Below are 26,158 nucleotides of genomic sequence, written 5' to 3' on the forward strand. Positions count from 1 at the left end.
CGGGTCCGCCGGCCTGCTCAGCGGCGCAGGGGTGGCCCGGCCGTCTCGGTGAGGGCGAGCCGGTAGTGCTCGACGAGGCGGTCGCCGACCGTCTCCCAGCTGCGCTGCGTCGCTGAGGCACGGCCCGCCCGCCCGAACGCCGCCCGCAGTTCGTCGTCGCGGGCGAGACGTTCGACGGCCTCCCGGAACCCGTCCGCCGCGCCGGGTGGGACGAGGAACCCGGTGTGCCCCGGGCGGACGAGGTCGAGCGGTCCGCCGGCCGCCGGGGCGACGACGGGCAGCCCGCTCGCCATGGCCTCCTGGAGGGTCTGGCCGAAGGTCTCGAACGGCCCCGCGTGGACGAAGGCGTCGAACGAGGCGTAGAGCCGGGCGAGTTCGTGCCCGGACCGGAGGCCCAGGAAGACCGCGTCCGGGAGTACGGCCTCCAGCCGGGCCCGGCACGGGCCGTCGCCGACGACCACCAGCCGAACCCCCGGGATCCGGGACACCTCCGCCAGCCGGTCGACGTGCTTCTCCGGCGCCAGACGTCCGACGTACCCGACCAGGACGTCTCCGGGGCGGCCGAGGCGCCGGCGCAGGGTCTCGTCGCGGTGGCGGGGGTGGAACCGTGCGCAGTCGACGCCGCGCGGCCACAGGTGGACCCGGGGGATGCCGTGCGCCAGCAGGGCGCGCAGCGAAGCCCGCGACGGTGCCAGCGTCCGCGCGGCGAGGGAGTGCACCCGTTGCAGCCGCCACCAGGCCAGCCGGGGTCCGGCCGCGCCCAGCGCCGGCAGGTAGGTCCTGGCGTAGGCGGCCAGATCGGTCTGGTAGACCGCCACGGACGGGACCCCCGCCCGGTCGGCCGCCGCGGCGCCGACCGCCCCGAGCGCGAACGGGCTGGCCAGGTGGACCACGTGCGGGCGGTGCCGCTCGATGGCGTCGGCCACCCCGCGCCCCGGGAGCGCGACCCGCACCTCCGGGTAGCCGGGCAGTGGCACCGACGGGACGCGGACCACCTCGTAGCCGTACGCCCGATCGCGGCGCAGGTCGCCCGCGTGCCGTCGCGCGGCTCGCGCGGCCGGTGCCCGCACGGCGGGTGCCACCACCACCGGGGTGTGGCCCCGGGCGACGAGGTGTTCGGCGGTCCGGAGGACGCTGTGGGCGACACCGTTGAGCTGCGGGGCGAAGGACTCGGTGACGATCAGGACGCGGAGCCGTTCGCCGCCGGGGGCCGGGCCGTCCGCGGTGCGCGCCGCCGGCCCGGACAGGACTCCGCTCACCGTACCGCCGCCCCCGCTTCGGGCGCGGCCTGCGGCTCCGGGGCGGTCGGCCGGGTCGGCTCTGGAGCGGAAGGCCGGGTCGGCGGGCCCGACTGCGCCGGGTCGCCGGGGAGCGAGCGGCCGACGGCCCGCAGGTCCCGCAGGATCTCCCGCAAGCAGGCGACCGGGCTCGCCTCGCTGTACGGCACGCCGATCTGGGCGCAGTAGTCGCGCACGATGCGCGAGGCGGGGCGCAGCGCCGCCACCGGTATGGCCGGGAAGAGGTGGTGCTCGATCTGGTAGCCGAGGCCGCCGAAGAGGAAGTGGACGAACCGGCCGGCCCGCAGGTTGCGCGACGGCAGCACCTGCCGGCGGAGGAAGTCGGCGCGCTCCGCGTCCGGGCCGGTCATCGGCATGCCCTTGTGGTTGGGCGCGAAGATGCACCCCAGGTACACGCCGAGGACCGCACCGAACAGTACGGCGAAGGCCAGCGCCTGGAGCGGTGCGAGGACGACGGCCAGGAGGGCCACCGCCAGGGCGTAGTGCAGCGCGGCGAGCGTGCGCTCCAGGGCCGGGTACCGGACGGTGCCGCGGGTCAGGGTCAGGCAGGTGGCGACGAGCAGCCCGAGCGCCTGGAGGGACAGCAGCGGGAAGAACAGTTCCGCCTGGTACCTGGCCGCGAGCCGCCTCAACCCTCTTGTCCGGCAGGCCTGTTCGGTGGTCCGGGCGAAGAGGAGGGAGTCCGCGGCCGGGTCGTGGCCCTCGCGGTTCGGGTGTGCGTGGTGCCGGTTGTGGTCGCTCACCCACCACCCGTAGCTCATGCCGACCACGAGGTTGCCCAGCACGATGCCCGCCAGGTCGGTCGCCCGCCGGCCGGCGAACACCGCGTGGTGGGCGACGTCGTGCCCCAGCAGCGCCAACTGGCCGAGGACGAAGGCGAACAGGGGCGCGATGCACAGCTGCCACCAGCTCGCGCCGAGCGCGACGAACCCGGCCAGGAGCAGCGCCAGGGCGGTGAACAGCGCGGCGCTCCGGCCTGCGTAGTACAGGGGACGCCTGCGCAGCAGACCGGCGTCGGAGACGCGTCGGTGCAGCTCGGCGAAGTCGCCGCGCCGGGTGGTCCCGGTGGGCGGGGTGTCCTGAACGGTCATGCCACCATTCCGGTCTCGGGTCGCTCCGGTCGCTCCGGTCGCTCGTTCCCGCCGCGCCGCGAGGCCCCGGGCAGGGTGGCGTCAGCCTTCCGCATCCGAACCGCCGTTGTCTCGGCGCTTCGCCGTGTCGCGGCCGGAGGTGGCCCGATCGGGTGGCGGCGGGCCCGGCTGGTCCGTCGTGCGTCCGATCACCGCTCGCCCGTTCGGCGCCGACGGCACCCAGGGCTCGCACTGCTGGAACAGCACCGGCGAGGGCCAGCACCTCCAGTGCGCCAACAGCACCGTCAACCAGGGCCGCCCGGTCACCGGCCACACGTACGCCTTCCAGGTCCGGATCGACCCGGCCACCCACTGGGTGACGGCCACCGTCACCGACGAGACCGCCGGCGCCTCCTTCGTCCTCGGCTCGGTCCTGCTCCCCGAGTCGCAGCAGATCAAGCACGACTGGAACAGCTGGGTGGAGTACTTCGACTGGAACAGGCCCGCCTACGTCTGCAACGACAACGCGTACTCCGAGAACCGCTGGGACCCGATGACCGGCAACGGCGGCACCCTCACCGCCACCAACACCGGCACCTCGACCAGCGGCGCCTGCGACGACATGATCCGCCAGCGGAAGCAGCCCGACGGCACCCTGCTCACCGAACTCGGCCTCGGCCAGTCCGCCCGCTGGCCGCTCCGGTTCGCCAACGGCGCCTGCCTCGACCGCGGCGGCACCAACGGCGCCATCAGCTACCGCTGCGCCACCACGCCCAACGCCAACCAGCTCTTCGTCTTCGCCCGCGACGGCAGCCTGCACACCGCCCAGGGCAACGAGTGCCTGGCCGCACCCGCGGCCGTCGGCGGCCAGGTGGTGCGCGCCGCCTGCGACGGTTCCGCGGCCCAGCGATGGAGCTACGACGGTGCCCGCCGGGCCGTGGTCAACCCCCCCCGGCTGGGCGCTCACCTCCAGCACCGCGGGGCGCAACGGGGACCCGGTGACCGCACGGCCCGCCGACGGCAGCCCTGAGCAGACCCTCACCGCGGTCGTGCGGACGGATGCCTAGCCTTCCTGTCCCGTGAGGTTGGGGGCTACCGGGGTGCGGCGGCCTGGCGCAGGTGGCGGCTCACGTCGCCGACCAGCGTGAGGCGCACCCGGCGCTCCGCGAACTGCCATTGGCCGCGCCGGAGTTCGAAGCGGTCGTGGTAGCGGGCGGCGGCGATGGGCTGCAAGGGGAAGCCGGGCAGGGCCTGGAGGGCGGTGACGTATGAACGCGCGACGGCCGTGCCCGCCGGTTCGTCGACCTCGACGGAGAGGTTGGTGGTGACGTGTTGGGTGCGCGCGGTGCCGTCGGCGTAGACGACCTGCGGGCCGGCGTTGGTCTGGCCGGCGAGCGTGATCGGCCGCCCGTGGTCGAGCGACAGGTGCGTGTCGGCGTTGTCGGCCCCGCGCCACACCTGGATGAGGTCACTGTCGTCGGCGCGCGCCTCGCCCATGATGCCGCTCGCCGCGACGGGGACGTCGTCCTCGATCTCGTCGGCCCACCTGCTGCTCTCACCGGGCGCCTCGGCGTACGCCGAGGAGTTCGAGAACACCAGGACGGCGAGCGCGGTCGTCACGGTGACGGCGGCCAGGCGCCACGTGGACGGGGGAGTGGGGGCGGGAGGCCGGGGCGATGGGCGTCCGACGTCCCGCGGCACTGTCGGTCACAGCAGCGGGCGGATCCGGATAATCGCTGGTCACGCCGTCCGTGGCGGGCTAGCCTCGCTGCTCGTGACTGACTGGTACAAGATCTACTCCGACGCATGTGCGGTGCCCCCGGGCGGCGATCTGGACGAGCTCACCGCAGAACTGGCGGAGTGCCTGCGGGATCCGGACCCGGAGGTGCGCGACGGCTACCCGTACGTCGTGCTGCGGACCTGGATCGAGCGCGACGTCATCGACGGCGACCGGCGGCTCCGCCTGGGCGATGACATGGCGGCCCGCTTCGCGGCCGGTTCGCCGATTCAGGCCCGCACGTTCGCGCCGCTGGTCCTGGACATGATCGTCAGCCGCGGGGACCTCCGGCAGGAATGGCTGGACGCGTTCACCCGCTGGTACCCCGCGGAGAGCGATCTGCGCGGCCACGACGCGCAGTTGGGCTGGCTGCACGCGGTGGCGCACGGCGCCGACCTGCTCGGTGCCCTCGGCTGCCACCGCGAGGTCGAACCGGTCGAGATGCTGGACCTCGCGACCGCCCGGCTCCTCGCGCCCACCGACTACCTGTACGCCGAACGGGAGGACGACCGGCTCGCCCGTGCGATCGCGCTGACCCTCACCAACCCGAAGCTCACCGCGGACCGGTCCGTCGCCTGGCTCGACGACATCGGCGCCGACTTCCGGGCCGTGGCCCGGGGCACCACCCCGACATACGTGTCCAACGCGCTGCGCACCCTGCGGATGCTCTACCTCCTCACCGACCTCGGCGTCCCGCCGAAGCCGGGGCAGCCGCCTCGTCAGGTCCCGCATCGCGACGCGGTCAAGCGGCGGCTCGTCGAAGTACTGGCGGACGACGCGAAGTCCATCGGCTGACAGCCCCGCGCCGCGAGCCGTCCGGGCCTCCACGCCGTCGCCCGCCGGTGCCCTCCTCCCGCTACCGGATCCTCTTCTCGACGATCGCGTGGTCGGGGAAGAGACCGCTGCGGGCTCCGTTCCAGTTGATGTCGATGCTGAACTCGTTGACGGTGGCGTTGATCGCGGGGGTGTCCGTCGACGGCGCCAGGGCGCCGGCGGGCTGGCGCCACCCGTCCCAGGTGTCACCGCCGGTGGAGGAGGTGTTGATCCAGACGTAGCCGTCGGCCCCGATGCAGGCGAGCATCTGCCGGCGCTGGTTGGCGTACTGGGGGTCGCCCGGGGCGACGGTGTAGTCCTGGTACCCCATCCGCGCGGCCGACACCCCGGAGATGCACACGGCCCCGCCCGGTACCTGGCTCGCGGTTCCGGTCGCCCCGGTGGCGGGGTTGCGCCAGATCTGCCAGACGTGGTTGTCGGTTCCGACCAGGTAGATGTGCTCCATCTCGCCGCCCGCCGCCTCGTTCCAGGTCATGATCGGGCTCGGTCGCCGGGTGCCCGTCGTGCCGCTTCCCTGCGGCCCCACGTGCCACTGGCTGTTGGGGAAGCTGATCGCGGTCTGCGAGCGGGTGCCGTCCGGGCGGGTGTGCACGCTGGTGATCCGGTAGAGGCCGTTGACGTCCGCCCAGTCGAAGAGCACCGTGCTGCCCAGGCTCTCCAGGGAGATGCCGCCCCAGGCGGCGGCGTCACCCTCGATGCGGTGCCACGGCTCCCACTGGTTCGCGGACGGGTTCTGCACGGCGGTCCAGTAGATCTGGTTGTCCACCCCTTGGTGGGCGACCATGACACGGTCCTGCCACTGCACGATGGCGGGGGAGTAGTAGCTCTGGGCCTGGAAGCCGCCCAGCGGCTGCCAGGCGCCGTTGTTGAACCGGAACCAGATGCCGTTGTCGAGGCCCCTGGTGACGTCGTAGGTGTTGCCGTTGACCGTCACCGTCTTCATGTAGGACAGGCTGCTGACGCCGACGCCCCGCCAGTCCAGTTCCACCGCCCCGGCAGGGGCCGGGGCGGCCAGGAGCAGGACGCCTCCGGCCATCGCGGCCGCGATCGTGTTCCCCACCCGGCGCAACGCCGTCGTCCGTCGCAGCGGGTGAGCAGTTGTCCGGTGCACTTCGGGCTTCCTTTCGCTGAGGATCCCTCGGCTCCCCCCGAGCGAACGTGCAGGGGCGGCAACCGGGATTCCGCGGACTCGGCCTTCTCGCCGTGCAAGAACCGTAGTTGCCGTGCGGCTCCGCAGTGTGCTCTGCGCGCACTCGTCGTTGACGGTCAACGCAGCAGTGGCCGAACCAGCCGCCGACGCGCCGCCGCACCCTGAGTTTCGGCGAAGCGGTTGAGGGCGATCGGGGCGGGCCGATCGGTGGGCGGCGGGCCGTCGGCGGACTGCTGGCAATGAAGTTGGGACTGCCGGACAATTCTTCTCCTGGGACCGATGAGTTCGGGCGGCGGCGCGTGCAGGGGGTTTGGAGAGTGGCCGCGACCACCGACGCCATCCTGGAACTGGGCGACGCCAACCACGGCCACTCTCACTACGGAGCCTCGGCCGTCACCTGCACAGGGTGGCGTCGAGGAGGGCCAGGACATCGGAGGGGCCCTGCTTGGTGGGCGCCGTGTCGGCGGTGACGGCAACCGTGACGGCGCGGCCGTCATCGGTGACGCCGGTGCGCGTCTGGTAACCGGGGATGTCACCGCCGTGCCCCCACATCAGGCCGCCGCAACTCAGCGGCGTACTGGTCACTCCCAGCCCGTACCGGGCACCGGGCCACATTCCGCCGGGGACCTCGACGGTGGTCCGCATCTGGGCGAGCTGTGTGGGCTTCAGGAGCTTGCCGCCGAAGAGGGCGGAGAAGAATCGGTTCAGATCGCTCGGGGTGGAGATCACCTGCCCGGCGGCCCAGGACCAGGAGGGGTCCAACTCGGTGACGTCCTCCAACGGCCCCCCGGGCTGCGCGTAGTAGCCCTGGGGGTGTGCTTCCCGGATGCCCTCGTCGCCCGCGCCGGGGAAGTAGGTGTGGCGCAGTCCGATGCGTTCGATGATCCGGTGGGTGATCTGCTCGGCCAGCGGACGGCCGGTGACCTTCTCGATGATCAGGCCGGCCAGGAGGTAGTTGGTGTTGCTGTACGCCCAGCTGGTCCCGGGGGCGAACAGCGCCTTGTGCGCCAGCGCCAGGTCGAGCAGGGTTCGGGGCTGGAGGTAGGTGTGGCGCTCCGTGCCGACGAGGTCGCCCACGAAGTCGACGTAGTCAGGCAGTCCGCTGGTGTGCTGCAGCAGCTGACGTACCGTGATGTGGCGGCCGTCGATGCCCTCGCCGCGCACCAGGTTCGGCAGGTACTGCTCGACCGGGGCGTCGAGGGCGACCTTGCCTTCGTCGACCAGTTGCAGGACGACCGTGGCGGTGAACGCCTTGGTGTTGCTCCCCGCCCGTACCTGCCCGTCGACCGGCACCTTCTTCCCGGTGCTCAAGTCTGCGACGCCGGCAGCGTAGTTGCGGGTGCGCCCGTCGCGGCCGAGGTCGGAGGCCAGGGCGGCGGGGTACTTGTCCTCGTGCACCAGGCGGTCCAGGCCTTGCCGCACGACCTCACCCGGAGCCGCGGGGCTGTGCCGCGGACGCGGGCAGAGCGCCTCCCACGGCCAGACCGGTGGCGACCGTCACCACCACCATCGCGATGCCTCGCCCCGGCCCGGACGACGAGGCGCGGGCACGTCGAAGCGGGCGAGAACGATCGGTCATGGGGGAACCCTCCTTGTGCACCCTGCCGGATGCATCGGCAATTCGTATGCCTTCAGCCTGGGTGTTCAAGATCCACCGATCCATCCGGGCAGCGGGCCCATGCGAGAGGGGGATAACCCCCGGTCGGGGCCGTCATGGAACCCTTTTCCGGGTCCAGCCGTGGAAGGCCTCGGTGGTCCTGGCCGCACTTCGTGCCGGCCGTCGGCGGGAGGATTTGAATATGATCCGGCCGCTGGCGTCAACACGCTTGGTGTGTCGGATAGTTGTGGTACGTTCCGTGAACTAACCACAAATAGGTGACCCCGGCAGCGCGCCAACGCTCCGGGGCCCGGCAACAGGAGAAGCACCTCCCGATGCGCGTCCATCGTAGCGCCCACGTGCGCGATTTCACCGTGCTGCCCAACACCATGCTCCAGTACCGGCGGCTGTCCTACACCGCTCGCGGTCTGCTCGCGGACCTCCTCTCCCGCCCGGACGGCTGGCGCGAGGACGGCCGGCACATGGCCGACACCAGCCCCCAGGGGCGCTGCGCCATTCGCAAGGCGCTGAAGGAGCTGGCCGAGGCGGGCTTCTACCGGGTCGAGAAGATCCGGATGCCCGACGGCACGATCATCACCGAGACCCACGTCCACGACACCCCGCAGCTGATGCCGCCGGGTGCCAACCGTCCGGCCCCCGGCGAAGGGACCACCGGCGGCGCTGACGCCCTGGTAAAGAACCCGGTGAAAGAACCCTCCCTCCCCTCCCGGCAGTCCGGAGAGCCTGGCGCTGCCCTGGGGGCGGAAAGGCGGGAGGGGGACTCCGAGAAGGACGCGCCGGACGAACGGCTCCGCGAGGCGGTCGCCACCCTGTTCCGGGTCATCCGCCCCGAACCGCGCCTGAGCCTGGGCGAGGCCGAGGCACGCGAACTCGCGCCCCTGGTCGCCCAGTGGCTGGAGCGCGGCAGCACACCCGCCGACCTCGCCCGGGCCCTGCTGCCGGGCCTGCCCGCCCCGGTGTACTCGGCGGTCGCGGTGCTCCGCTACCGCCTGGAGCGCAAGATGCCGCCCGTCCGGGCCGCCGCACGGCCCGCAGCGGCCGGCTACGCCGAGTGCGCCCAGTGCCACGACCCCGTCCCCCGGCCCGGCATCTGTCGCGCGTGTGCGGGCCTCGTCAGCCGCCCTGCGGACGACAGCCGCACGACGGGAATCGCCTCCGCAGGCGCAGCGCGGGTCCGGGCCGCGCTCGATGCCGCCAGAGCCGCCGCACGGGCACCGGCCGCCGTCGCGGCCAGGTGAAACGTCGGCCGGTTCCGGACGGGGCGGAACCGGTATTCGGGCCGTGCGGGCCGGGCACTCGTCGGGCGACTTCTGGGCTGGCATCCGGGTGAAATGGGGCGGAGTCGCCTGGCGCGAATGGAAGCCGGGTACGACGCTGCCAGAATGCAATTTCCCTGAAGGCCACCTGCACAGGCGGTGCCGCCGGACAGCTGGAGCAGAACATGCGAATCATTCGACCACGCAACAGTCCGGAAGAAGCGGCCGGTGGAGGTGCGGGGCGTTTTCCGTGGACGCTGATGTACCACTCGGTGGCGTCAACGAGTGAGGATCCCTATCTGATTACCGTCGACCCTGCGCGCTTTCGCCGCCAGCTGCGCTGGCTGTCCGCCCGCGGGCTGCGCGGGGTGTCGGTCGGCGCCCTGATGCGCTCGCACCGGGGTGGTGGCGCGGCGGGCATGGTGGGGCTGAGTTTCGACGACGGATACCGCGACTTCGTGGAGGAGGCCATGCCCGCACTGGCGGAGTACGGCTTCACGGCGACGGTCTACGTGGTGGCCGACCGGCTGGGCGGATACAACGACTGGGACCGGCAGGGTCCGCGCAAGCCGCTGATGACGGCGTGCCAGGTCCACGAGGCCGCCGCCGCCGGGCTGGAGATCGGCTCGCACGGGCTGACACACCGGCGGCTGGCGGGCCTGGGCGCGCGGGAGCTGGCAGCCCAGGTCGCCGACAGCCGCCGCGTGCTGGAGGACCTGACGGGGCAGGCGGTCGAAGGGTTCTGCTATCCGTACGGTTCGCTCGACGCCGCCGCGGTGGAAGCGGTGGCGCGAGCCGGCTACGGGTACGGGTGCGCGGTCAGCCCCGGGGTCCACAGCGGGGTGTACGCGCTTCCCCGCTGCTACGTCGGTGACCGGGACGGGCCGCTGCACCTGGCCGCGAAGCTGGTGCGCGACCGCTGGCGGCGCTGACGGCGCTGGCGGCCGGGGAGGACCTGCCGGCGACGAAAACCTGCCGGGCACCGCGGAGGGCGGTGCCCGGCAGGGCGGTGGTCGGCGGTCGGTGGCGGAAGGTCAGTGGGCGGTGGCGGCGGGTTCCAGATGCAGCCAGGACTCGTGCCACAGCAGGGCGCAGCGGCGGTCGCAGCCGGTGGCGAGCGGCTCGCCGCCGCAGCGCAGGCCGTTGAGGATGAACCAGCGGCCCTTGGTGGGGTGCTGCCACCAGGCGAGGGAGCGGTGGCGCAGTTCGGTGGCGCTGTGGCGGGTGTCGGCGTGGAGCTCCATGCCCGGCTGGAAGGGGACGCCGTCCAGCCGCCCGTCGGGGTCGAGGGTGGCGTGGATCTCCGGGAGGCTGCGCACGGTCGCCCAGAGGGCGGCGGGCCGAGCGGCGGGGACCGGCGCGGTGGCGGGCTCCAGCCATTCGTCGCGGAACAGCAGGGCGCAGTCCAGTCCGCAGCCCTGGGCCCCGTCCGCGCCGTGGCAGGTGGCGCCGGCCAGGGCGACGGTGCCGGACAGGCGCCGCACGCGGTAGTGGTCGTCGATCATGCGGCGCACGATGCGTTCGACCTGGTAGACGCCGCCGCAGAACGACCACTGACTGCGGGTGAACCACAGTCCGCGGTGGCGGTCCTTGGCGTCGAGGGTGGCGCGCACCGTGGCCTCGTCCTTCACCCGGACCCAGTCCCCCTCGGTGAAGCGGGAGGGCCGGCCGGGCGTCGGGACGGCGGCGCGGCGCTCACGCAGGCCTTCGCGGACGATCCGGGCGCGGCGCACGACACCGAGCGGGGGAAGGTCGCGCAGGGGGAGGCTCTTGTACTGGCACCGGTTCGCAGCGGTTCCGCAGCGCAGCTCCGTGGTACGGGTGGACCATGATTCCTCGACGGCCATCAGTGAAATCCCATCGGGTCGGAGATATCGGCACAGGCTAGCGCACCGCGACTTTTCCGCGCTGGCCCGCCGGACCCTGTCGACACCATGTCGAGAGAAATAGCACTAAACGCATTAAGGGTCTTCTGGAGTGAAAGATCGGCGTCGCCGGGTAATCCCCGTTCATGTGCGTGTAATGTTTCCCTCGTTGCCGCGGTGGAGTGGCTGAGTGGCGAGGCGACGGCTTGCAGGGCCGTTTAGATGGGTTCGATTCCTATCTCCACCTTTTCTTTCCGGCGATTTCGCCCGTATTCCTGGTCCATGGATTGTCCGGGTTCGCGCTCTGATCTATCGGAGAGCCGCGGCCGACGGCCCGAGTCGGTGGCCCGCGCAGCGCGGCCCACACTCTCCCGTTGTGGACGCCATGGAGTCAGTGATCCGCCCGGCGGTTCCGGCCGACCTGAACGCCGTGGCCGAGATCTTCGCGCACTACGTCCGCCACACCGTGGTCACCTTCGAGGAGGCCCCGCCACCGGCGGCCGCCCACGGGTTTGACCGGGAGGCGACGCAGATGTGCTCGTCGCGCCGTTGTCGCGGCGGGGCCGGCCACCGCGCCGAGGATCTGTACACGGCGGGTGGCCGGTGGTGCCGGGGCGGTGGTGTGGCTGTGTGTCAGCTGGTCAGGATCGCGGTGACCTTGTCGAGGACGTCGGGGTTCGTCAGGAAGTCGTTGTGCTTGAGGCCGTCCGTCTCGATGTTGGTGGCGCCGTTCAGCTTGGTGCTGGTGGTCGGGGAGATCTGCTCGTCCTTGGGGGACCAGAAGGTCGTGTACCGGGTGGGACCCGGGGTCTCGGTGTCCTGGTTGAGGTGGCTGATGACCCACGAGTTGGGCGTCATGTCCTTGCACCCCTGGTCCCAGAGGGCGCAGAGGTAGCCGAGGGAGGTGCCGTGGTTGGGGCCGGCCAGGGAGATCCAGTTCGCGACCTTCTGGTTGCCGCCTCCGAACTTGATGTACCAGCGGCTCGGCAGGCTGCCCAGGCTGTGGGCGACGATGTTCACCTTGGCAGCGCCCGTCTGGCTCAGAACGTTGTCGACGTACTGGGTCAGTTCGCCGGCCAGGACCTCGTTGGTCGACCGGGAGGTGTCGTAGCCCCAGGCGAAGGCCGGGACGTCCTTCGAACGGAGGCCGGTCATCAGGGTGCCCCATACTCCGGGGTCCGCGTTGCGGCCGTGGATGAGGATGACGGGGATGTGTGCGGTGTCCGCGTGGGCCGGGACGGCGGCCCCCGGTCCGGTCAGCAGGGCCGCGGTTATGGCGGCGGTCAGTGCGGTTGCGGCGGCGGTGGTGGGGCGACGCATGTGTGCTCCGAGGTTCGTCGGCGGATGGACGGCACGGATCGCGGGGGCGCCCGCAGGATGGCGGGTGCCCCCGTGTCGCGCCAAGCGCATCATCGGTGACGGGGTGCCGAATTGGCGGAGAGCGTTCGACCTTCACTCGATCGGGTGATTTGTGGGCGCGGGTCGCACTCGTTCGAGGGCCGTCCTCGGTCAGCAGCCACCCACCGGCGAAGACCACCCCACCGGACGGCCGACCTGCTGGAGCTCGTTCGGGTCGCCGCCCAACCAGCCGAACCCGCCGGCGCCGACGGCTTCCTGGTTTGGCGGCGGCGGGTTCGGCCTGGGCGGTGCGCGGGTGGTCAGGTCCTGGGGGCCGGGTGGAGCCAGTGCGGTCCTGTGGTCCAGCCCAGGAGGCGGCGCCCGGCGTCCGCGTCCGCGGCGCCGCCGCGGGCGGCCTGGCGCAGGCCGGCCAGGGCGGGGGCGAGACGGGCCGCGACGTGGGCGGGGTGGCGGGCGGCCTCCCCCCGCAGTCCGGCGATGACCCGGGCCTGCGCGGCGGGCTCGCACAGGGAGAGGTGGAACACCAGCTGGCGCCACGCGTACGCCGCGTCCTTGATGGTGGACAGCGGCCGCGGGTTGTCGTGGATCCGGGCCGTCGCGCGGCACACGGTGGTGAAGCTGCGCCAGGCCAGGTCGTCCCAGCCCGGCTCGGGGCTGATGCCGACCCGGGTGACCAGGGTGGCCAGGTTGTGGGTGGTGAGGATCTGGGCCTGCTCGATGATCTTCCCGTTGGACGCGATCGACCATCCTCCGGACACCTCGGCGCGCTGCGCGCACAGCTCGGTGAACCCGGGGGAGGAGCGGGGGCGTCGGCCTCGCGCCGGGGCCTTGTTCGCCTTGTTCGCCCTGCCTGCCTTGCCCGCCTCGGCGGTCGCGAGGTCGTGGACGGCCGCGTAGTCGATGGCGTAGTAGCGCTCGTACAGCGTGCCACCGAGCAGTTCCGCGGCGGCCCGGGCCGCCGCGAGGTACTTCGGGGTGAAGGTGCCCGTGAAGATGTCCGCCGCCAGTTCCTCCACGAACGGCGCGTCGAGCTCGGCCTGCCGGGCGAGCACGCCGAGTTCGCGCACCAGCGCGTTCGGCAGGAGCGTGCCGGGGAACGCCTGTACGGCCAGTTCGCCGAGCCGGCGCAGCGCGGTACGCGCGGGTGCGCGGCCGTCCTCGCCGACGCGGTGTGCGGCCACGGCCCGTACCCAGGGCAGTTCGTCGACCCGCACCTGCCCGGTGAGGTCGCTCAGGAGCAGCGAGCGGCGGTTGCGGAACGCCCGGTAGTTCGCCGCCATCAGGGTGCGCAGTGCCTCGTCCGGGTAGGACTGGGCGCCGGCCACGGCGACGAGCTGCGGGACCAGTTCGGCCAGGACCTCGGCCGAGGGCACCATGCCGCGCTCCACGAGCGTGTCGATCGGGGCGCTGAGCGCGGCTTCCACCACCTGTCGGATCGCTGCGGGCACCGGGGTGCCTGCGGGGAGACGGGTGGTGTGGCCGGCGAGGGTCGCGCGGGCCTCGTGCGCCTCGTGCGCCGAGACGTCGGCGACCAGCGGGGACACGTCGGCCACGCCCGTCTCCTGGGGCAGCCCGGAGAGGCGGCGCAGTACCAGCTGGGCGAGGTCGTGGTGCGAGGGCTGGGCTGCCTGCACGGCCTGGCGGGTGCGCAGTTCGGTGTGCCGGTCGGAGCCCGGCCGGCCGCGTCGGCGCACCATGGATGCCACCGCGTGCCGCAGCAGTCCGAGGCGGCGCGCGTCCAGCGGCCGGCCGGCGGCGGTCTCCGCCAGGGCGCCGCGCAGGATGCCGAGGTTCTCCTTCGGGTCGCGGTGCTTGGTGCAGCGGGTGTGGGCCGCGGCGAGTTCCTCGTAGCGGCGGAGCAGCACCGCGCCGCGCTCCGTCCAGGCGCTGTCGGGCGTACGCTCCAGGACCCGGCCGGCCTCGGCGGTCTCCAGCCAGTGGGCCAGCAGTTGGTCGCCGAAGGGCTGCCAGACGGTGAGCGCCTCGCGCTGCGCTTCCACGGCGGCGTTCGGCCGCCGGCCCGTGAGGGTCGTGACGGCGTCGCCGACCGTGCGCCGGTGCACCGCCTCGGCGTCCGGCGCGGGCAGCGCGGACGGCCGGGGGGTGAAGCGCAGCCGGTCGGCGAACGGCTCCAGGACGTCGACGAGTTCCAGCGCGCCGGCCGCGTCCCCGGCCCGCGCGAGCCACGCCACCGTCAGCAGCGCCGCCTCCTCCGGCACGGCGGCCTCGTAGCCGCCGCTGTCGAGCAGGTCGTACAGCCGGGACAGGCCGGGCTCGGTGAGGCAGTACGCGAAGAGCGCCCCGCGCTCGGCCGCCACCCCGGCCAGGGCCGCAGCCTCGTGCTCGTACGGCTGGAGCGGGCCCTCGGCGCTCGCGGCGGACGTGGCGAAGCCGCCCCGTACGACCTCGGGCGTCACCCAGGCGGGCAGCCCGGCCACCGGGGTGCGCGAGCCGATGGCCAGCCGGCCGTCGGCGATCCCGGCGAGCACGGCGCGCCAGCGGGCGACCCGGGCCTCGGCGCTGCGCCGGGTCTCGGCGTCGGCGTGGGAGTCGGTGTCGGAGTTGTCGTCGGCGTGGACCGTCGAGGTCAGGAATGCGCGGGCCAGGGCCAGCTGGCGCTGCGGGTAGTGCGCGGATATCCCGGCCCCGGTGGGGTGCTGCTGGTCAGCGTCGTCGTCCATAGGCCGACGTGGCAGGTCCCGCCCCTGCGCCCTCCGGGTCCAGAGCCCGGCGCTCTGCTGCTGAGCTACACGTCGATGGGCGTGAGCCTATGCGTCAGGTCGGCGGCCGTGCAACGCACTTTCGCTGTCTCCGCCGGGCTCGCGGCGTAGCCTGGCCCTTCGGGTGTCCGATGGGGGGAGCCGTCGTGTCGATCGAGTTCGTTCGCCGCCTGGACGGTCTGGTGTACCACTTCCGCGCGGACGGCGTGTTCAACGGCAGGCCGTCGTACAGGCGGGTGGACCTGGACGTGTGGTGCCGGTGGCTGCCGGAGCGGGGCTGGTGCACCGTCGGCGCCGACGGGGTCGCCAACTCCGGGCCGCTGGCGGGGCGGACGGGCGACCAGGAGCTGATCCCTCCGCTCGGCCCTTGGCGCAGCTGGAAGGCCGGCAGGTCGTACCTCTACGATCTGCGCCGCGTCGACGATCCGGGCGGTAGCGGTACTGCTGGTGCTGATGGCACTGATGGGACTACTGGCGTTACCGGCGGTACCGGCGTTACTGCTTGACAGGGTGCGTAATACTGTAACGCGCATCCCAGCAGCTCGGAGCACCACATGCACCCCTTCCTCGACCACCCCGGGCCGCTCGCCTTCGCACACCGGGGCGGTGACCTCGGCCACCCCGAGAACTCGCTCGCCGCCTTCGCGGCCGCCGTCGCCCTGGGGTACCGCTACCTCGAAACGGACGTGCACGCCACCCGCGACGGCGCGCTGGTGGCCTTTCACGACACCCGCCTCGACCGGGTCACCGACCGCACCGGTGCGGTGGCCGACCTGCCCTGGGACACCGTCAGGCAGGCCCGGATCGGCGGCACCGAACCCGTGCCGCTGCTGGAGGACCTGCTCGACGCGTTCCCCGGGGCCCGCTTCAACGTCGACGTCAAGGCGGCGGTCGCCGTCGGGCCGCTGGTCGAGACGATCCGCCGGACCGGCGCCTGGGACCGGGTCTGCGTCGGCGGCTTCTCCGACAGCCGCCTCGCCGCCGTCCGCGCTGCCGCGGGCCCCCGGCTGGCCACCTCGCTCGGCCCGCGCGAGGTGGCCCGGCTGCGGCTGCGTTCGCTGGCCGGGCCGCTGCTGCGGGGGCGTGGGGCGCGCTCATGGGCGCAGTTCGGGTCGCGGTTCGGGTCGCGGTTCGCCGGGGCGCCGTTCGCCGGGGTGTGCGCGCAGGTGCCTGAGCGGCACCGGGGCGTCCGGGTCGTCGACCGGGCCTTCGTGCGCGCCGCCCACCGCCTCGGCCTCCAGGTTCACGTCTGGACTGTGGACGATCCCACACGGATCAGGGCTCTCCTCGGCCTCGGTGTGGATGGCATCATGGCCGATCGCATAGACGTCCTGCGGGACGTCCTCGGCGAGCGCGGCTGCTGGAGCGACGGCAGCACCGGCTCCAGCACGGTGATGGGATCCCCATGACGAGCACCACGGACAACCTGCCGGACCGTCTCCCGGACGATCTGCCGGACGGCCCGCCGGAGCGCGAGGCGGCCGCCGCCGATGACAGCGCCCTGCGCCGGATACGGTTCGGCTGGTACATCAACGACTGGGCCAACGCAGCCTTCTCGGCCACCGTCCTGACGGTGTTCCTCGGGCCGTACCTGACGACCGTCGCCAAGAACGCCGCCGACGCGGCCGGCGACGTGCACCCGCTCGGACTGTCGGTGCGCGCCGGGTCGTTCTTCCCGTACACGGTCTCCTTCTCCGTGCTGCTCTCGGTCGCGGCGATGCTGCTGACCGGCACGGTCGCGGACCGCACCGGGCGGCACAAGGAGCTGATGTGCGGCTTCGCCTACGTCGGCGCGGTCGCCACGATGGGGATGTTCCTCCTCGACGGCGACCGCTACCTCCTCGGCGGCGCACTGCTGGTGGTCGCCAACATCGCGTACGCGGTGTCGGTCGCCCTCTCCTACGCCTACCTTCCTGGCCTGGCCACCCCCGACGAGCGCGACGCGGTCTCCTCCAAGGGCTGGGCCTACGGCTACGCGGGCGGCGGACTGCTGCTGATCGCCAACCTGGCGCTGTTCCAGGGCCACGACGCGCTCGGCCTGTCCTCCGGCACCGCCGTGCGGATCTGCCTGGCCTCGGCCGGCCTGTGGTGGGCGCTGTTCACGCTCGTCCCGATGCTGCGGCTGCCCTCCCGGGCGGGCGCGGCCCCCGACCGCACCCCGGTCGTGTCCGGCCGTACCCCGGCTGCGCCGGCCCGGCCCGCCGCCACGCCGGACCGGCCCGCCGCCGGCAGCCTGCGCGAACTCGCCCGCACCCTGCGCGGGATGCGTCAGTACCCGCTCACGCTGCTCTACCTGGGCGCCTTCCTCTGCTACAACGACGGCATCCAGACCGTCGTCTCCCAGGCCTCGCTCTACGGCAGCGAGGAACTCGGCATGGACCAGACCTCGTTGGTCGCGGCCGTGCTCCTGGTCCAGATCGTGGCGATCGGCGGCGCGCTGCTCCTCGGCCGGATCGCCCGCCGCTACGGCGCCAAGCGGACCGTCCTCGGATCCCTGGTCGGCTGGGTGGCCACCCTCGCCCTCGGGTACCTGATGCCCGCCCACCAGCCCGTCTGGTTCTTCGCCCTGGCCTGCATGATCGGACTGGTGCTCGGCGGCAGCCAGGCGCTCTCCCGCTCGCTGTTCTCCCACCTCATCCCAGCCGGCCGGGAGGCCGAGTACTTCAGCGTCTACAAGGTCAGCGACCGCGGCACCAGTTGGATGGGCCCGCTGCTCTTCGGCCTCGCCTACCAGATCACCGGCAGCTACCGCTCGGCGATCATCTCCCTGCTGGTGTTCTTCCTCATCGGCTTCGTCCTCCTGCTGAAGGTCCCCGTCCGCCGCGCCATCGAGGCCGTCGGCAATCCCGTTCCCGAACGGCTCTGACGTCCCCGGCCGGGGGCGCTCAATCGGTCGCCGTCGAGGGTTTACGGGCCGGGGAAGAGCCGGCCGAGGTGGTAGTGCAGGACCGCCACCGCGTCGTCCGCCGTCCGCTGGCCGAGGAGGACGCTCAGGCCCAGGCCGGCGGAGACCGCCAGGAGGACGACGGCCTCCTGGCGGGCGTCCGTGCGCGGATCGGTGTCCCCGGCCTGCCGGGCGGCGGTCAGCTGGCCGACCAGGAAGTCCTCCATCTCGTTGGGCGCCGCGAGGAACGACTGCCCGGCGAGCGCGGGGTCGGTGATGGAGAGCACCGCGTACTCGGTGTAGACGAGGTGGAAGGTCCGGCTCTCCTCGTCCGTCGGCACGGACTCCAGCAGCACCGCCTCGACGATGTCGCGCGGCGACGCCGAGGGCCCGGCCGCCCCGGCGCGGTCGCGGACCCGTTCCTGGGTCCGTACCTGGACCCGTTCTTGGATCCGTTCCTGGACCCGCTCTTGGATCCGCTCGCCCATCCGTGCGGCCAGGCGGGTGAGCGCCGCGAGCAGCAACTGCTCCTTGGTGTCGAAGTAGTACTGCACGAGCCGCACCGAGACACCCGCCTCGATCGCGACGGACCGCATGGTGACGGCGTGCAGCCCGGTGTCCGCCGCCGTGCGCAGCAGGGCGTCGATGATGTGGGCCCGTCGCTCCTCGTGATCCACCAGCTTCGGCATCGGGTTCCCTCCAGACGTTTTTATGGTACAAACATACCATCAAGTGCTGCTGTTTCGTGCATTCCGAGCACCGGGAGGGACCATGACCAGGACCAGCGTCGGACACTTCGTCAGCGAGAAAGCCCGAACGAAGTTCCTTGAGGCCTACGACCGCGCGATGGAGCTGTGGCCGGCCCCCCGCCGGGAACTCGATGTCGAAACCAGCTACGGCACCGTCCACGTCCACCACTACGGACCCGAAACCGGCGAACCGATCGTGCTGCTGCACGGCCACGCCGGACACCCGTCCAACTGGTACCCGCAGATCGCCGCCCTGGGCGAACACCACCCGGTCTACGCGATCGACACGCTCGACGACCCCGGCCGCAGCGTCCAACGCGCCGTCGCGGCCGGCTCCGAGGAGAACGCGGCCTGGCTCGGCGAGGTCTTCGCCGGCCTCGGACTCGACCGCATCCACCTGGTCGGCCTCTCCTACGGCGGCTGGCTGACCCTCAACCAGGCCATCCACGCACCCGAACGCCTCGCCTCGATCGCGCCGATGGACCCCGGCGGCATCGAGAAGGTCCCCGCCCGGTTCTACGCCCACATGATCGGCGGCCTGTTCGGCATGCTCGCCCCGCGGCCGCTGCGCCCCGCGCTCGGGCGCCTGCTCGCCAACCCCGCACTCAGCTCGCCGCCCGAGATGATCGCCCCCCTGATGCTCGGCATGCGCAGCTACAAGCCGAACACCCGCCCCGCCGCCAGGCCGTTCACCGACGAGGAACTGAGTTCCATCCGCCTGCCCACCCTCGTCCTGCTGGGCAGGCGCAGCGCTCTGCTCCGCCCGCGTCACGTCCTCCAGCGGGTCACCGCGCTGATCCCGGGAGTCCGGGCCGAGATCGTGCAACGAGCCGGTCACGGCCTCAACCTGGAACGCCCCGAGCTGGTCAACGAACACCTGCTGCAGTTCATCACCTCCTCCCGGCAGGGGACCCGGAGCTGACGGGCGGCCTCCACCGCCGGGTTGGCGGCTGACGCCGAATCCGCAGAAGCCGCAGAATCCGCAGAAGGGCTGCCCTCGGAGGGGCGGCCCTTCTGCTTGCCGCACGGGCCTGAACAGGGTGCTCGCCGACCTGCCACCGTGGCCAGGGGGAGACGGGTCGCCCGGGCGGTCTGCCACCCGGCCGTGCGGGCCGGGGGGACCGCTCCGCTACCGGCGTGGGCCGTAGCTCCAGTAGTGGTCCGGGTAGTTTCCGCAGGGGTACTGCATCAGTGGGGCGCGCGGGGCGGTGCTGCCGTAGGAGACGGCGAGACACTGGTGGCTGTTGCCGTTGACGAAGCGGATGCCTTTCGGCCACTTCTCGATTCTCCAGGACTGCCCGGGGTCGTTCTTGCACGCGGACTGGATCACCCGGGCGTCGGCCTCGGTGCTGGAGTCCTGGACCGTGAGGCACAGGGCACTGTTGTAGCTGACGAGCCGGTAGTAGGTGTTGCCTTCGGCGTCCGTGAAGGTCTTCTGGCTCTCCCAGAAGTGGTCGGGGTAGTCCCCGCAGGGGAACTGCTGGGCTTCCTGGCCTTCCTCCCGGGTGCCGCCGGATGTGGCCACGCACTGCAGGCTGTTGCCGTTCTTGATGGAGACGGACCCCGTCGGCGGGACCATGGGGGTTCCGCCGAGCCGGTCGGGCGTCCAGGGTTCCGCCGTCGGCGGCGATATGGAGCTGGGCGACGGCGAGGACTTCATGGGCGCGCGGTTCCCGTCCGAAGGGGAGGGGACGACGGATTCCGGTGGGGTGCTGGACCCTGCGGTGGGGGTCGGCGTACCGGCCGGTGCCGGTACCAGCGGCGCGCTCCCCGGTCCGGCGGTCCGAGGATCGGCCGGTGAGGCGGGCGGCGGGACGGTCGGTGGGACGGCCGGTGAGGCGGTCGGTGAGATGGACGGCGAGGCGGTCGGCGGCGTGCTGGGTGCCGACGGCGAGGGGCTGTCCCCCGCCGGCGCCGAGGGGCCTGCGCCCGCGCCGGCCGCCCGGGTGAGCGCGTCGACGGGGGCGGGCGCCGTGCCGAGCCGTATGCCCACCAGCACCCCGGCCAACACCAGCGCCCCGGCCAGGAGCACCGCGGTCGCCCCCATGGCCGCACCGGTCCGGGCCGTGCGATGCCGCCGCGCATCGGCGGGCCCTCCTCGCAGCGGCCCTCCTCGCAGCGGCCCCACGAGCGGCGGCCCGATGACCGTGGGGCTGATGACCGTGGGGCTGATGACCGCGGGGCCGTTGGGCGGGGGGCCGAGCGCGAGCGGGCTGGTCGGCGGGTTGTCCGGGGCCCGGACCAGTTCGCCGCGGACAATCCCGGACCCGGCCGCGGTGGGCCGGACCATCCGGCTCACCTCCCGGCACTGGTCGGCCAGTGCTTCCCGCACCTCCACGAGGTCGGCCTCCAAGCGCCGCAGCACCGGCAGGTGCGCCTGGACCCCGCCGTCCACCACCAGCTCCGCACCCGGCTGCTGACCACCGTCGTCCTGGGCCCGCGCCCGCTCCTGGTCGACCAGGAGCCCGACGGTGTCCTCCTCCCAGCCCGCCGTCCGCTGCACCTGGCACGCGTCCTCCCTGATGCGCCGCACCTCGGCCAGGCAACGCGTCGCCTCCCGCAGCCGGGACCGCCGCGACTGCGCCGCGTACCCGCCGTCCGAGACCCGTCCACCGGGACCCGCCCCGTCCTCGGTGCCGGCGCTCAGCTCGCCCCGCAGTTCGGCCACGATCGCCACCAGCACGCGGATCAGGTCCTCGGCCTGGGCCACGCCCGCCTCGGCCTGGCGCTGCGCCTGCCGGGCCCGTTCCAGGGCCTGCCGCGCGGCCGACCGCCCTTCCGCGTGCGAGGGGGCTGTCCCGGCCGCCGCCCGGCCGGCCTGCTCGTGCAGGGCGCGGGCGCGGACGAGCAACACCGTTCGGGCCTGCGGGTCCACCGCGCAGTCGTGGACCAGCCGTTCGAGCAGGTGCCACGGAATGTCTTTCTCCGCGGAGCGGTACTCGCTCCAACTGGTCTTGCTGGCCGGGTACCGCTGAGCGAGCTCGCGGACCGTGGCCCCGCCCGTCACCTCCCGTACGAACCGGGCCAGGGCGTTCGCCTGTTCCGTCTCTCCCTTGAGCTGTCCCTGCGGTCGTCCAGCACTACCCACCGTGCCTCCTGTCCTGTCCGACCCTTTGTCCGGTCCTGTCCGGCGGCCGAAGCGGGATTGTCCGCCGCTCACCTGGGCCGTGTCGGTTTTTTGTTGATGGACAATCAAATTAGCCCGCACGGTGGAGTCTCCATCGGATCTTCGGACACTTCAAGGTCCCGTGACGCGGCCCCCCACGGCGGCGTTCCGGACCGGGAACCCGAAGACGGAGCCGGGGGCCGACGGCACCACCGCCACGAACGGGGGACGTGGCGGCACCGATGGACCGGCCCCCCGTACCCGTCGCACCGAAACGCACCCGAACCGGGATCCGCCCCGCCTCGGGGCGTTCGGACTCCAGGAGGAAGACCATGAAGACTCGACGCATCCTCACCACCCTGCTGCTCGCGGGGACGGTGGCCACCGCGACGCTGGCCGTGTCGCCCGCCGCGCAGGCCGCGCCGAACAACCCGAACTGCCTCGGCGCCAGGGCCTTCTGCCTCTGGTACAACGCCAACCAGAGCGGCTCGGTGGCCGGTTGGGACCTGAGTACCGGGTTCAAGGGCTTCGACAACCTCGCGAACGCCGGCGCGTTCCTGACGCCCGGCCCCGGACAGGGCACCGCGGTGAAGAACAACGCGGCCTCCGCCACCTACCAGTACCCGGGCCACTGCGTCGGCAACGTCCAGGTGTTCTACAACGAGAACTGGTCCGGGCCCTCGGACCTCATCGTGGCCTGCGGCAACGGCAACCTGGTGAGGACGAAGAACGAGGACGCCTCGTTCCTCGTCAACGGCTGACCGCAGCAGCACCCCGCCGGGCCGTCCGACTGGTCGGACGGCCCGGCGGCGCAGAGATTCGAGGCCACGTCACCATGAACGCACCACGGCTCGCCGCCCCGCTCGCGGCCCCGCTCGTAGCTGTCGTCACCTGCTGCCTGTTGCTCGCCTCCTGCTCCACTTCCACGAGCGGAGGGGGCGCCACCGGCACGCCGCCCTCCGCCGCCGCCGTCACGTCGGAGGCCGTACCCGGGGTCACACCTGAGGTCACACCTGAGGTCACACCTGATTTCACGCCCGGGGCCGCCACCGACGGCCCCGCCGTCATCTCCCTGCCGCTGGACCCGTACTTCCTCCCGCCCGCCGACGAGGCCCGGTTGCACACCGCCCTGGACCGATTGGTCGCCGACTGCCTGCGAAGCGCCGGCCTCCAACCGCCCGCCCCGGCCGGCGTCCAGGCACCCCTGCTGGGCCGGTACGAACGGCGCTACGGTCTGACCAGCGCCACCGGCGCCCGCACCGTCGGCTACCACCTGCCCGACCACCCGGCCCCGACGCAGGCACCGCTCTCCCCGGCACAGATGAAGGCGCTCACCGGCCCGCAGGGCTGCCAGGAGTCCGCCGCGCGGCGGATCACCGGCACTACCGGCTACCCGGGAGACGCCTACGTGGTCCGGTCGGCCAACCAGGAGTCCTTCGAGCAGTCGGCGAAGACGCCGGAGGTCGTGGCCGTCGTCACCGCGTGGTCCCGGTGCATGAAGCGGGCGGGGTACGACTACGCGACGCCGCTCCAGACCGGCACCTGGCCGTCCGAACGAGCCACCGGCGAGGAACGGACGACCGCCCTCGCGGACGTCGTCTGCAAACAGGAGACCGGGCTCGTCCGGATCTGGAACGAGGCCGAGACCGCCGTCCAGCGCACCCTGATCCAGCAGAACGCCACCGCGTTCGACGGCGTTCTGGCCGAACGGCGGCGCATGCTCAGCGAAGCGGACGCCGTCCTCGGCCGCCCCGAACCCGGACCGTAGCGTCGTCGTTGCCGTTGCCGCTGCCGTCTTCGACCGCACTCGGCCGAAACGCGGTGTCACATTTCCGCCAGCGCAGGTGTCTCGCCCACGAGAGAGTCGGCGACGGTTCGTGTTCCTGATCGCGGACCTGTTCGTCCGGCACTTCGCGAAAGGCACAGCGCATGCACGTCGTCCCCGGGCTCAAGGTCCTGTACTTCGGAACTCCGGTGGTGCTGATCAGCTCACTCAACGAGGACGGCACGGCGAACCTCGCGCCGATGTCCTCGGTGTGGTGGCTGGGCCAATCCTGCATGCTCGGTCTCGGCAACAACGGCCAGACCACCGCGAACCTGCTGCGGGAAGGCGAGTGCGTGCTCAACCTGCCCTCGTCGGCGATGGTCGATGCCGTCGACCGGATCGCGCTCACCACCGGGAAGCCGGTCGTGGCGGACTACAAGGTGAAGCAGGGCTACCGGTACGAGCCGGAGAAGTTCTCGGTCGCGCAGTTGACCGAGCAGGCGTCGGACCTGGTCCGGCCCCCCAGGGTCGCGGAATGCCCGGTCCAGCTGGAGTGCAAGGTCGTCTCGGCCCACCCCTTCGGCGGTCCCGAGCCGCACGCGACCGCCTTCGAGGTCGAGGTCCTTCGCGCCCATGTCGAGGAGAGCCTCGTCATCCCCGGGACGCACTACGTGGATCCGCTCGGCTGGGATCCGCTGATCATGAAGTTCTGCGAGTTCTTCGGCGGGGGAGCCAACGTTCACCCGTCGAGGCTCGCCGAGGGCTGGAACATGCCGCACCAGCTCCAGTCGACGACCGTCTGAGCGGGCATCTGGAGATTGCGTCGGCGTCCGGATCGTGCTGCGTTTCGTTCGTCCTCCTACCAGAGGGTGGCCGGTCCCGCGAGGACCCAGCCGGCGTTGGTGGGCTTCACCCAGAAGCTCAATGACACCTCGATGATCCGCGCGCGGTAGGTGATCTCGACGTAGAAGCCGGTGCCCTCGTGGCCCCTCGGGGATCCGGCCGGCTCGGAGCAGACTGAAGTAGCGACAGACGACCGCTTCGACGTCGGCTTTGGCAGGGCGCTCCGTCCAGATCTTCACCGTGGGATTTTAAGGGAGCGCCTTACGGATCCCGCTCTCAGCACGGGAAGTCGGCCGGTCCGACTTCCCGTGCTGCGAAAGCCCCAAGCGCCGCTGCCAAGCCCTGTCCCGGAGTTCATCACTCCAGTCTGCTCACATCACTGCCGCCTGGTGACCGTTCCCTGCCGATCACACTGCCGTGGCCCCTGCCAGGGCCCTGGCGATGACCGGCGCCTTCGTGGCCAGTGGGCTACCGACCGCGGCGGTTGTCCTCCCAGTCGTCGAACCAGCGGAGCCAGATGGGCGTGCCGACACCGCGGTGCCACTGGTCGCGAGCGGCTTTCTCCAGCTCCGGGGTCGTCAGACCCTCCTCGTGCTCCAGCCAGTCGATGTACCACTCGCCGAAGCCGGCCGGTCGCCCCGCATCCGTCAGCAGCGGGTTGAGGCGATCGCAGGTCGGCCGGCCGTCGAACCACATACTGCCGCGATCCGGACCGCTGACGATGAGCAGGGTGCTGAAGTTGTGGCCATGGCCCGCCAGAAACACACCGCCCGTGACCCGGTCCCGTTCCGCCGCCTCCACGGCCTCGTTCCGAGCGTCCCGGGCGGCTTCGAAGTCGGCAGGGTTGGCGTAGTCCTCTTCCCGTACGAACTTCTCCCACACCTCGTCACTCGCCGCCAGCGCGGTGTCGTGATCGGGGAACGGCACGTGCAGCCGCTCCAGTTGGGTGTCCGCGTCCTCTGCCCAGTGCCATCCGTCGGGTCCCCGCCGCAACTCCCTGGGCCACCGTCCACCCGCACTCACCCGCAGCAGGAACTCCCGGTAGTCCGCCGGAAACGTGATCCCGAACTGCCGCTCCGCCTCCACCACCTGGACTTCGGTCAGCGGCGCAGCCAGCTCAGCCCCCGGCCCGCTCCACCCCTGCTCCTCGCGCACCGCGCGTACCCGCCCCCGGACGTCGTCCCAGTCAATGCTCTGCATGATCGGCCAGGATATGACCTTGGTGTTTCAAGGCCCTGGCGGCCGGGGGTGCTGCTGAGGATCTGATTCAGGCGGTGATTCGAGGCACTGCTGAACACCTGGGACGGGGGGTTCGACCTCAGCTCCGTCTGGGCGGATGTGGGCCCGGAGTCCCGTGGATACGTCGGCCGAGGCCGTCGACTTGGTCGGCAAACCGAAACCGAGACCACGGAACGACGATGGCCCGGGCCGCTGAGCGGGCCGGGCCATCGTTTGTCTTGGTGGGGGTGGGGTCAGGGGGTGGGGCGGAGGGTGGCGGTGGTGGTGCGGGCCAGCCAGACGCCCAGGAGGGCTTGGAGGAGGCTGATCAGGAGGGTTGCGGTGATCATCAGGGAGGCGAGGGCCGGGAGGCCGGCGAGGGCGGCGAGGGTGCGGGCGGTGCCGGCCACGGCTTCGCCGGTGGCGGCGCGCCACAGGAGGGGGGCGGCCCAGCCGGCGAGGGCGGCTGTGGTGGCGGTGAGGACGGCGGTGCGGGCTCGTTGGCCGCGCAGGGCGGTGACTGCGCCGAGGGCGAGGCCGCAGAGGAAGGGGAGGTACCAGAGGGAGTAGAGGGAGCCGAGGGCTATGACCACGGTGGCGAGGAGGGTGGGGAGGAGGGTGCGGAGGTGGGGGGTCGTCATGGTGG

The 26,158-nt window shown here is 72.3% G+C and carries 23 protein-coding genes and 2 tRNA genes; 12 read left to right on the forward strand and 13 right to left on the reverse strand.

Annotated features, from left to right (window positions below; genetic code table 11):
* Positions 1–17 precede the first annotated feature (17 nt).
* Together AB0O82_RS17140 and AB0O82_RS17145 are read right to left on the reverse strand one after the other, a co-directional pair.
* Positions 18–1,184 (reverse strand): glycosyltransferase family 1 protein, encoded by a 1,167-nt coding sequence (locus tag AB0O82_RS17140; protein WP_363584457.1) that lies wholly within the window; start codon positions 1,182–1,184, stop codon positions 18–20.
* A gap of 71 nt (positions 1,185–1,255) precedes the next feature.
* Positions 1,256–2,389: an acyl-CoA desaturase gene (locus tag AB0O82_RS17145; RefSeq protein ID WP_363584406.1), complete on the reverse strand. Its 1,134-nt coding sequence runs from the start codon at positions 2,387–2,389 to the stop codon at positions 1,256–1,258.
* 178 nt (positions 2,390–2,567) lie between these two features.
* On the opposite strand from AB0O82_RS17145, the gene AB0O82_RS17150 reads away from it, so the two are divergent.
* On the forward strand, positions 2,568–3,398 hold the full coding sequence (locus AB0O82_RS17150) for a ricin-type beta-trefoil lectin domain protein (protein ID WP_363584408.1): 831 nt from the start codon (positions 2,568–2,570) through the stop codon (positions 3,396–3,398).
* Positions 3,399–3,460: 62 nt separating this feature from the next.
* Here AB0O82_RS17150 and AB0O82_RS17155 read toward each other — a convergent pair whose 3' ends face one another.
* Complete coding sequence (locus tag AB0O82_RS17155; RefSeq protein WP_363584410.1) at positions 3,461–3,988, reverse strand: nuclear transport factor 2 family protein; 528 nt, start codon at positions 3,986–3,988, stop codon at positions 3,461–3,463.
* A gap of 154 nt (positions 3,989–4,142) precedes the next feature.
* Between AB0O82_RS17155 and AB0O82_RS17160 the strand changes: the two genes are divergently transcribed.
* Positions 4,143–4,940 (forward strand): DUF2785 domain-containing protein, encoded by a 798-nt coding sequence (locus AB0O82_RS17160; RefSeq protein ID WP_363584412.1) that lies wholly within the window; start codon positions 4,143–4,145, stop codon positions 4,938–4,940.
* Positions 4,941–5,001: 61 nt separating this feature from the next.
* On the opposite strand, the gene AB0O82_RS17165 is transcribed toward AB0O82_RS17160, so the two are convergent.
* Together AB0O82_RS17165 and AB0O82_RS17170 are read right to left on the reverse strand one after the other, a co-directional pair.
* Positions 5,002–6,090: a hypothetical protein gene (locus AB0O82_RS17165; RefSeq protein ID WP_331744823.1), complete on the reverse strand. Its 1,089-nt coding sequence runs from the start codon at positions 6,088–6,090 to the stop codon at positions 5,002–5,004.
* Positions 6,091–6,522: 432 nt separating this feature from the next.
* Entirely contained in the window at positions 6,523–7,551 is a 1,029-nt protein-coding gene (locus AB0O82_RS17170) for a serine hydrolase domain-containing protein (RefSeq protein WP_363584414.1), read from the reverse strand.
* Between the two features lie 510 nt (positions 7,552–8,061).
* On the opposite strand from AB0O82_RS17170, the gene AB0O82_RS17175 reads away from it, so the two are divergent.
* Together AB0O82_RS17175 and AB0O82_RS17180 are read left to right on the forward strand one after the other, a co-directional pair.
* Positions 8,062–8,985 (forward strand): hypothetical protein, encoded by a 924-nt coding sequence (locus tag AB0O82_RS17175; RefSeq protein ID WP_363584416.1) that lies wholly within the window; start codon positions 8,062–8,064, stop codon positions 8,983–8,985.
* A 290-nt stretch (positions 8,986–9,275) separates the two neighbouring features.
* Positions 9,276–9,935 (forward strand): polysaccharide deacetylase family protein, encoded by a 660-nt coding sequence (locus AB0O82_RS17180; protein ID WP_363584418.1) that lies wholly within the window; start codon positions 9,276–9,278, stop codon positions 9,933–9,935.
* Positions 9,936–10,037: 102 nt separating this feature from the next.
* On the opposite strand, the gene AB0O82_RS17185 is transcribed toward AB0O82_RS17180, so the two are convergent.
* Positions 10,038–10,850 (reverse strand): hypothetical protein, encoded by an 813-nt coding sequence (locus tag AB0O82_RS17185; protein ID WP_363584420.1) that lies wholly within the window; start codon positions 10,848–10,850, stop codon positions 10,038–10,040.
* A gap of 194 nt (positions 10,851–11,044) precedes the next feature.
* On the opposite strand from AB0O82_RS17185, the gene AB0O82_RS17190 reads away from it, so the two are divergent.
* Positions 11,045–11,115 (forward strand) — tRNA-Cys (locus AB0O82_RS17190).
* Between the two features lie 386 nt (positions 11,116–11,501).
* On the opposite strand, the gene AB0O82_RS17195 is transcribed toward AB0O82_RS17190, so the two are convergent.
* From AB0O82_RS17195 to AB0O82_RS17205, 3 genes are all read right to left on the reverse strand, one after another.
* The gene (locus tag AB0O82_RS17195) at positions 11,502–12,188 is read right to left on the reverse strand and encodes a triacylglycerol lipase (RefSeq protein WP_363584422.1); all 687 of its coding nucleotides are present in this window, start codon (positions 12,186–12,188) and stop codon (positions 11,502–11,504) included.
* Positions 12,189–12,526: 338 nt separating this feature from the next.
* The gene (locus AB0O82_RS17200) at positions 12,527–14,908 is read right to left on the reverse strand and encodes a hypothetical protein (protein ID WP_363584424.1); all 2,382 of its coding nucleotides are present in this window, start codon (positions 14,906–14,908) and stop codon (positions 12,527–12,529) included.
* Positions 14,909–14,911: 3 nt separating this feature from the next.
* Positions 14,912–14,983, reverse strand: a tRNA-Gln gene (locus tag AB0O82_RS17205).
* A 110-nt stretch (positions 14,984–15,093) separates the two neighbouring features.
* Here AB0O82_RS17205 and AB0O82_RS17210 point away from each other — a divergent pair.
* The 3 genes from AB0O82_RS17210 to AB0O82_RS17220 are packed head-to-tail and all read left to right on the forward strand — an operon-like array spanning position 15,094 to position 17,813.
* Positions 15,094–15,453, forward strand: coding sequence for a hypothetical protein (locus tag AB0O82_RS17210; protein ID WP_363584426.1), 360 nt, complete (start codon positions 15,094–15,096; stop codon positions 15,451–15,453).
* Positions 15,454–15,501: 48 nt separating this feature from the next.
* The gene (locus AB0O82_RS17215; protein ID WP_363584428.1) at positions 15,502–16,356 is read left to right on the forward strand and encodes a glycerophosphodiester phosphodiesterase; all 855 of its coding nucleotides are present in this window, start codon (positions 15,502–15,504) and stop codon (positions 16,354–16,356) included.
* A complete protein-coding gene (locus AB0O82_RS17220; RefSeq protein WP_363584430.1) occupies positions 16,353–17,813 on the forward strand; it encodes an MFS transporter in 1,461 nt (486 codons plus the stop codon). The genes AB0O82_RS17215 and AB0O82_RS17220 overlap by 4 nt, the downstream gene beginning before the upstream one ends.
* Positions 17,814–17,854: 41 nt before the next feature.
* On the opposite strand, the gene AB0O82_RS17225 is transcribed toward AB0O82_RS17220, so the two are convergent.
* Positions 17,855–18,520 carry a TetR/AcrR family transcriptional regulator gene (locus AB0O82_RS17225; RefSeq protein WP_363584432.1) on the reverse strand — a complete coding sequence of 222 codons (666 nt, stop codon included), beginning with the start codon at positions 18,518–18,520 and terminating at the stop codon, positions 17,855–17,857.
* A gap of 82 nt (positions 18,521–18,602) precedes the next feature.
* Here AB0O82_RS17225 and AB0O82_RS17230 point away from each other — a divergent pair, with 82 nt between their 5' ends.
* Positions 18,603–19,502: an alpha/beta fold hydrolase gene (locus AB0O82_RS17230; protein WP_363584434.1), complete on the forward strand. Its 900-nt coding sequence runs from the start codon at positions 18,603–18,605 to the stop codon at positions 19,500–19,502.
* Between the two features lie 207 nt (positions 19,503–19,709).
* Here the strand turns inward: AB0O82_RS17230 and AB0O82_RS17235 are convergent, their stop codons facing one another.
* Complete coding sequence (locus tag AB0O82_RS17235; RefSeq protein ID WP_363584436.1) at positions 19,710–21,668, reverse strand: RICIN domain-containing protein; 1,959 nt, start codon at positions 21,666–21,668, stop codon at positions 19,710–19,712.
* A gap of 350 nt (positions 21,669–22,018) precedes the next feature.
* On the opposite strand from AB0O82_RS17235, the gene AB0O82_RS17240 reads away from it, so the two are divergent.
* The 3 genes from AB0O82_RS17240 to AB0O82_RS17250 all read left to right on the forward strand — a co-directional run bounded on the left by AB0O82_RS17240 (position 22,019) and on the right by AB0O82_RS17250 (position 24,254).
* Positions 22,019–22,447 (forward strand): hypothetical protein, encoded by a 429-nt coding sequence (locus AB0O82_RS17240; protein ID WP_331744791.1) that lies wholly within the window; start codon positions 22,019–22,021, stop codon positions 22,445–22,447.
* A 74-nt stretch (positions 22,448–22,521) separates the two neighbouring features.
* Positions 22,522–23,454 (forward strand): hypothetical protein, encoded by a 933-nt coding sequence (locus AB0O82_RS17245; protein WP_363584438.1) that lies wholly within the window; start codon positions 22,522–22,524, stop codon positions 23,452–23,454.
* Between the two features lie 161 nt (positions 23,455–23,615).
* Positions 23,616–24,254 carry a flavin reductase family protein gene (locus AB0O82_RS17250; protein ID WP_331744786.1) on the forward strand — a complete coding sequence of 213 codons (639 nt, stop codon included), beginning with the start codon at positions 23,616–23,618 and terminating at the stop codon, positions 24,252–24,254.
* Positions 24,255–24,762: 508 nt separating this feature from the next.
* Here AB0O82_RS17250 and AB0O82_RS17255 read toward each other — a convergent pair.
* Together AB0O82_RS17255 and AB0O82_RS17260 are read right to left on the reverse strand one after the other, a co-directional pair.
* Positions 24,763–25,494, reverse strand: a complete 732-nt coding sequence (locus tag AB0O82_RS17255) for an SMI1/KNR4 family protein (RefSeq protein WP_363584440.1) — start codon at positions 25,492–25,494, stop codon at positions 24,763–24,765.
* A 272-nt stretch (positions 25,495–25,766) separates the two neighbouring features.
* Complete coding sequence (locus AB0O82_RS17260) at positions 25,767–26,153, reverse strand: hypothetical protein (RefSeq protein WP_363584442.1); 387 nt, start codon at positions 26,151–26,153, stop codon at positions 25,767–25,769.
* Positions 26,154–26,158: the final 5 nt, after the last annotated feature.

It is taken from the genome of Kitasatospora sp. NPDC088264 (assembly GCF_040685715.1).
Taxonomy (GTDB): Bacteria; Actinomycetota; Actinomycetes; order Streptomycetales; family Streptomycetaceae; genus Kitasatospora.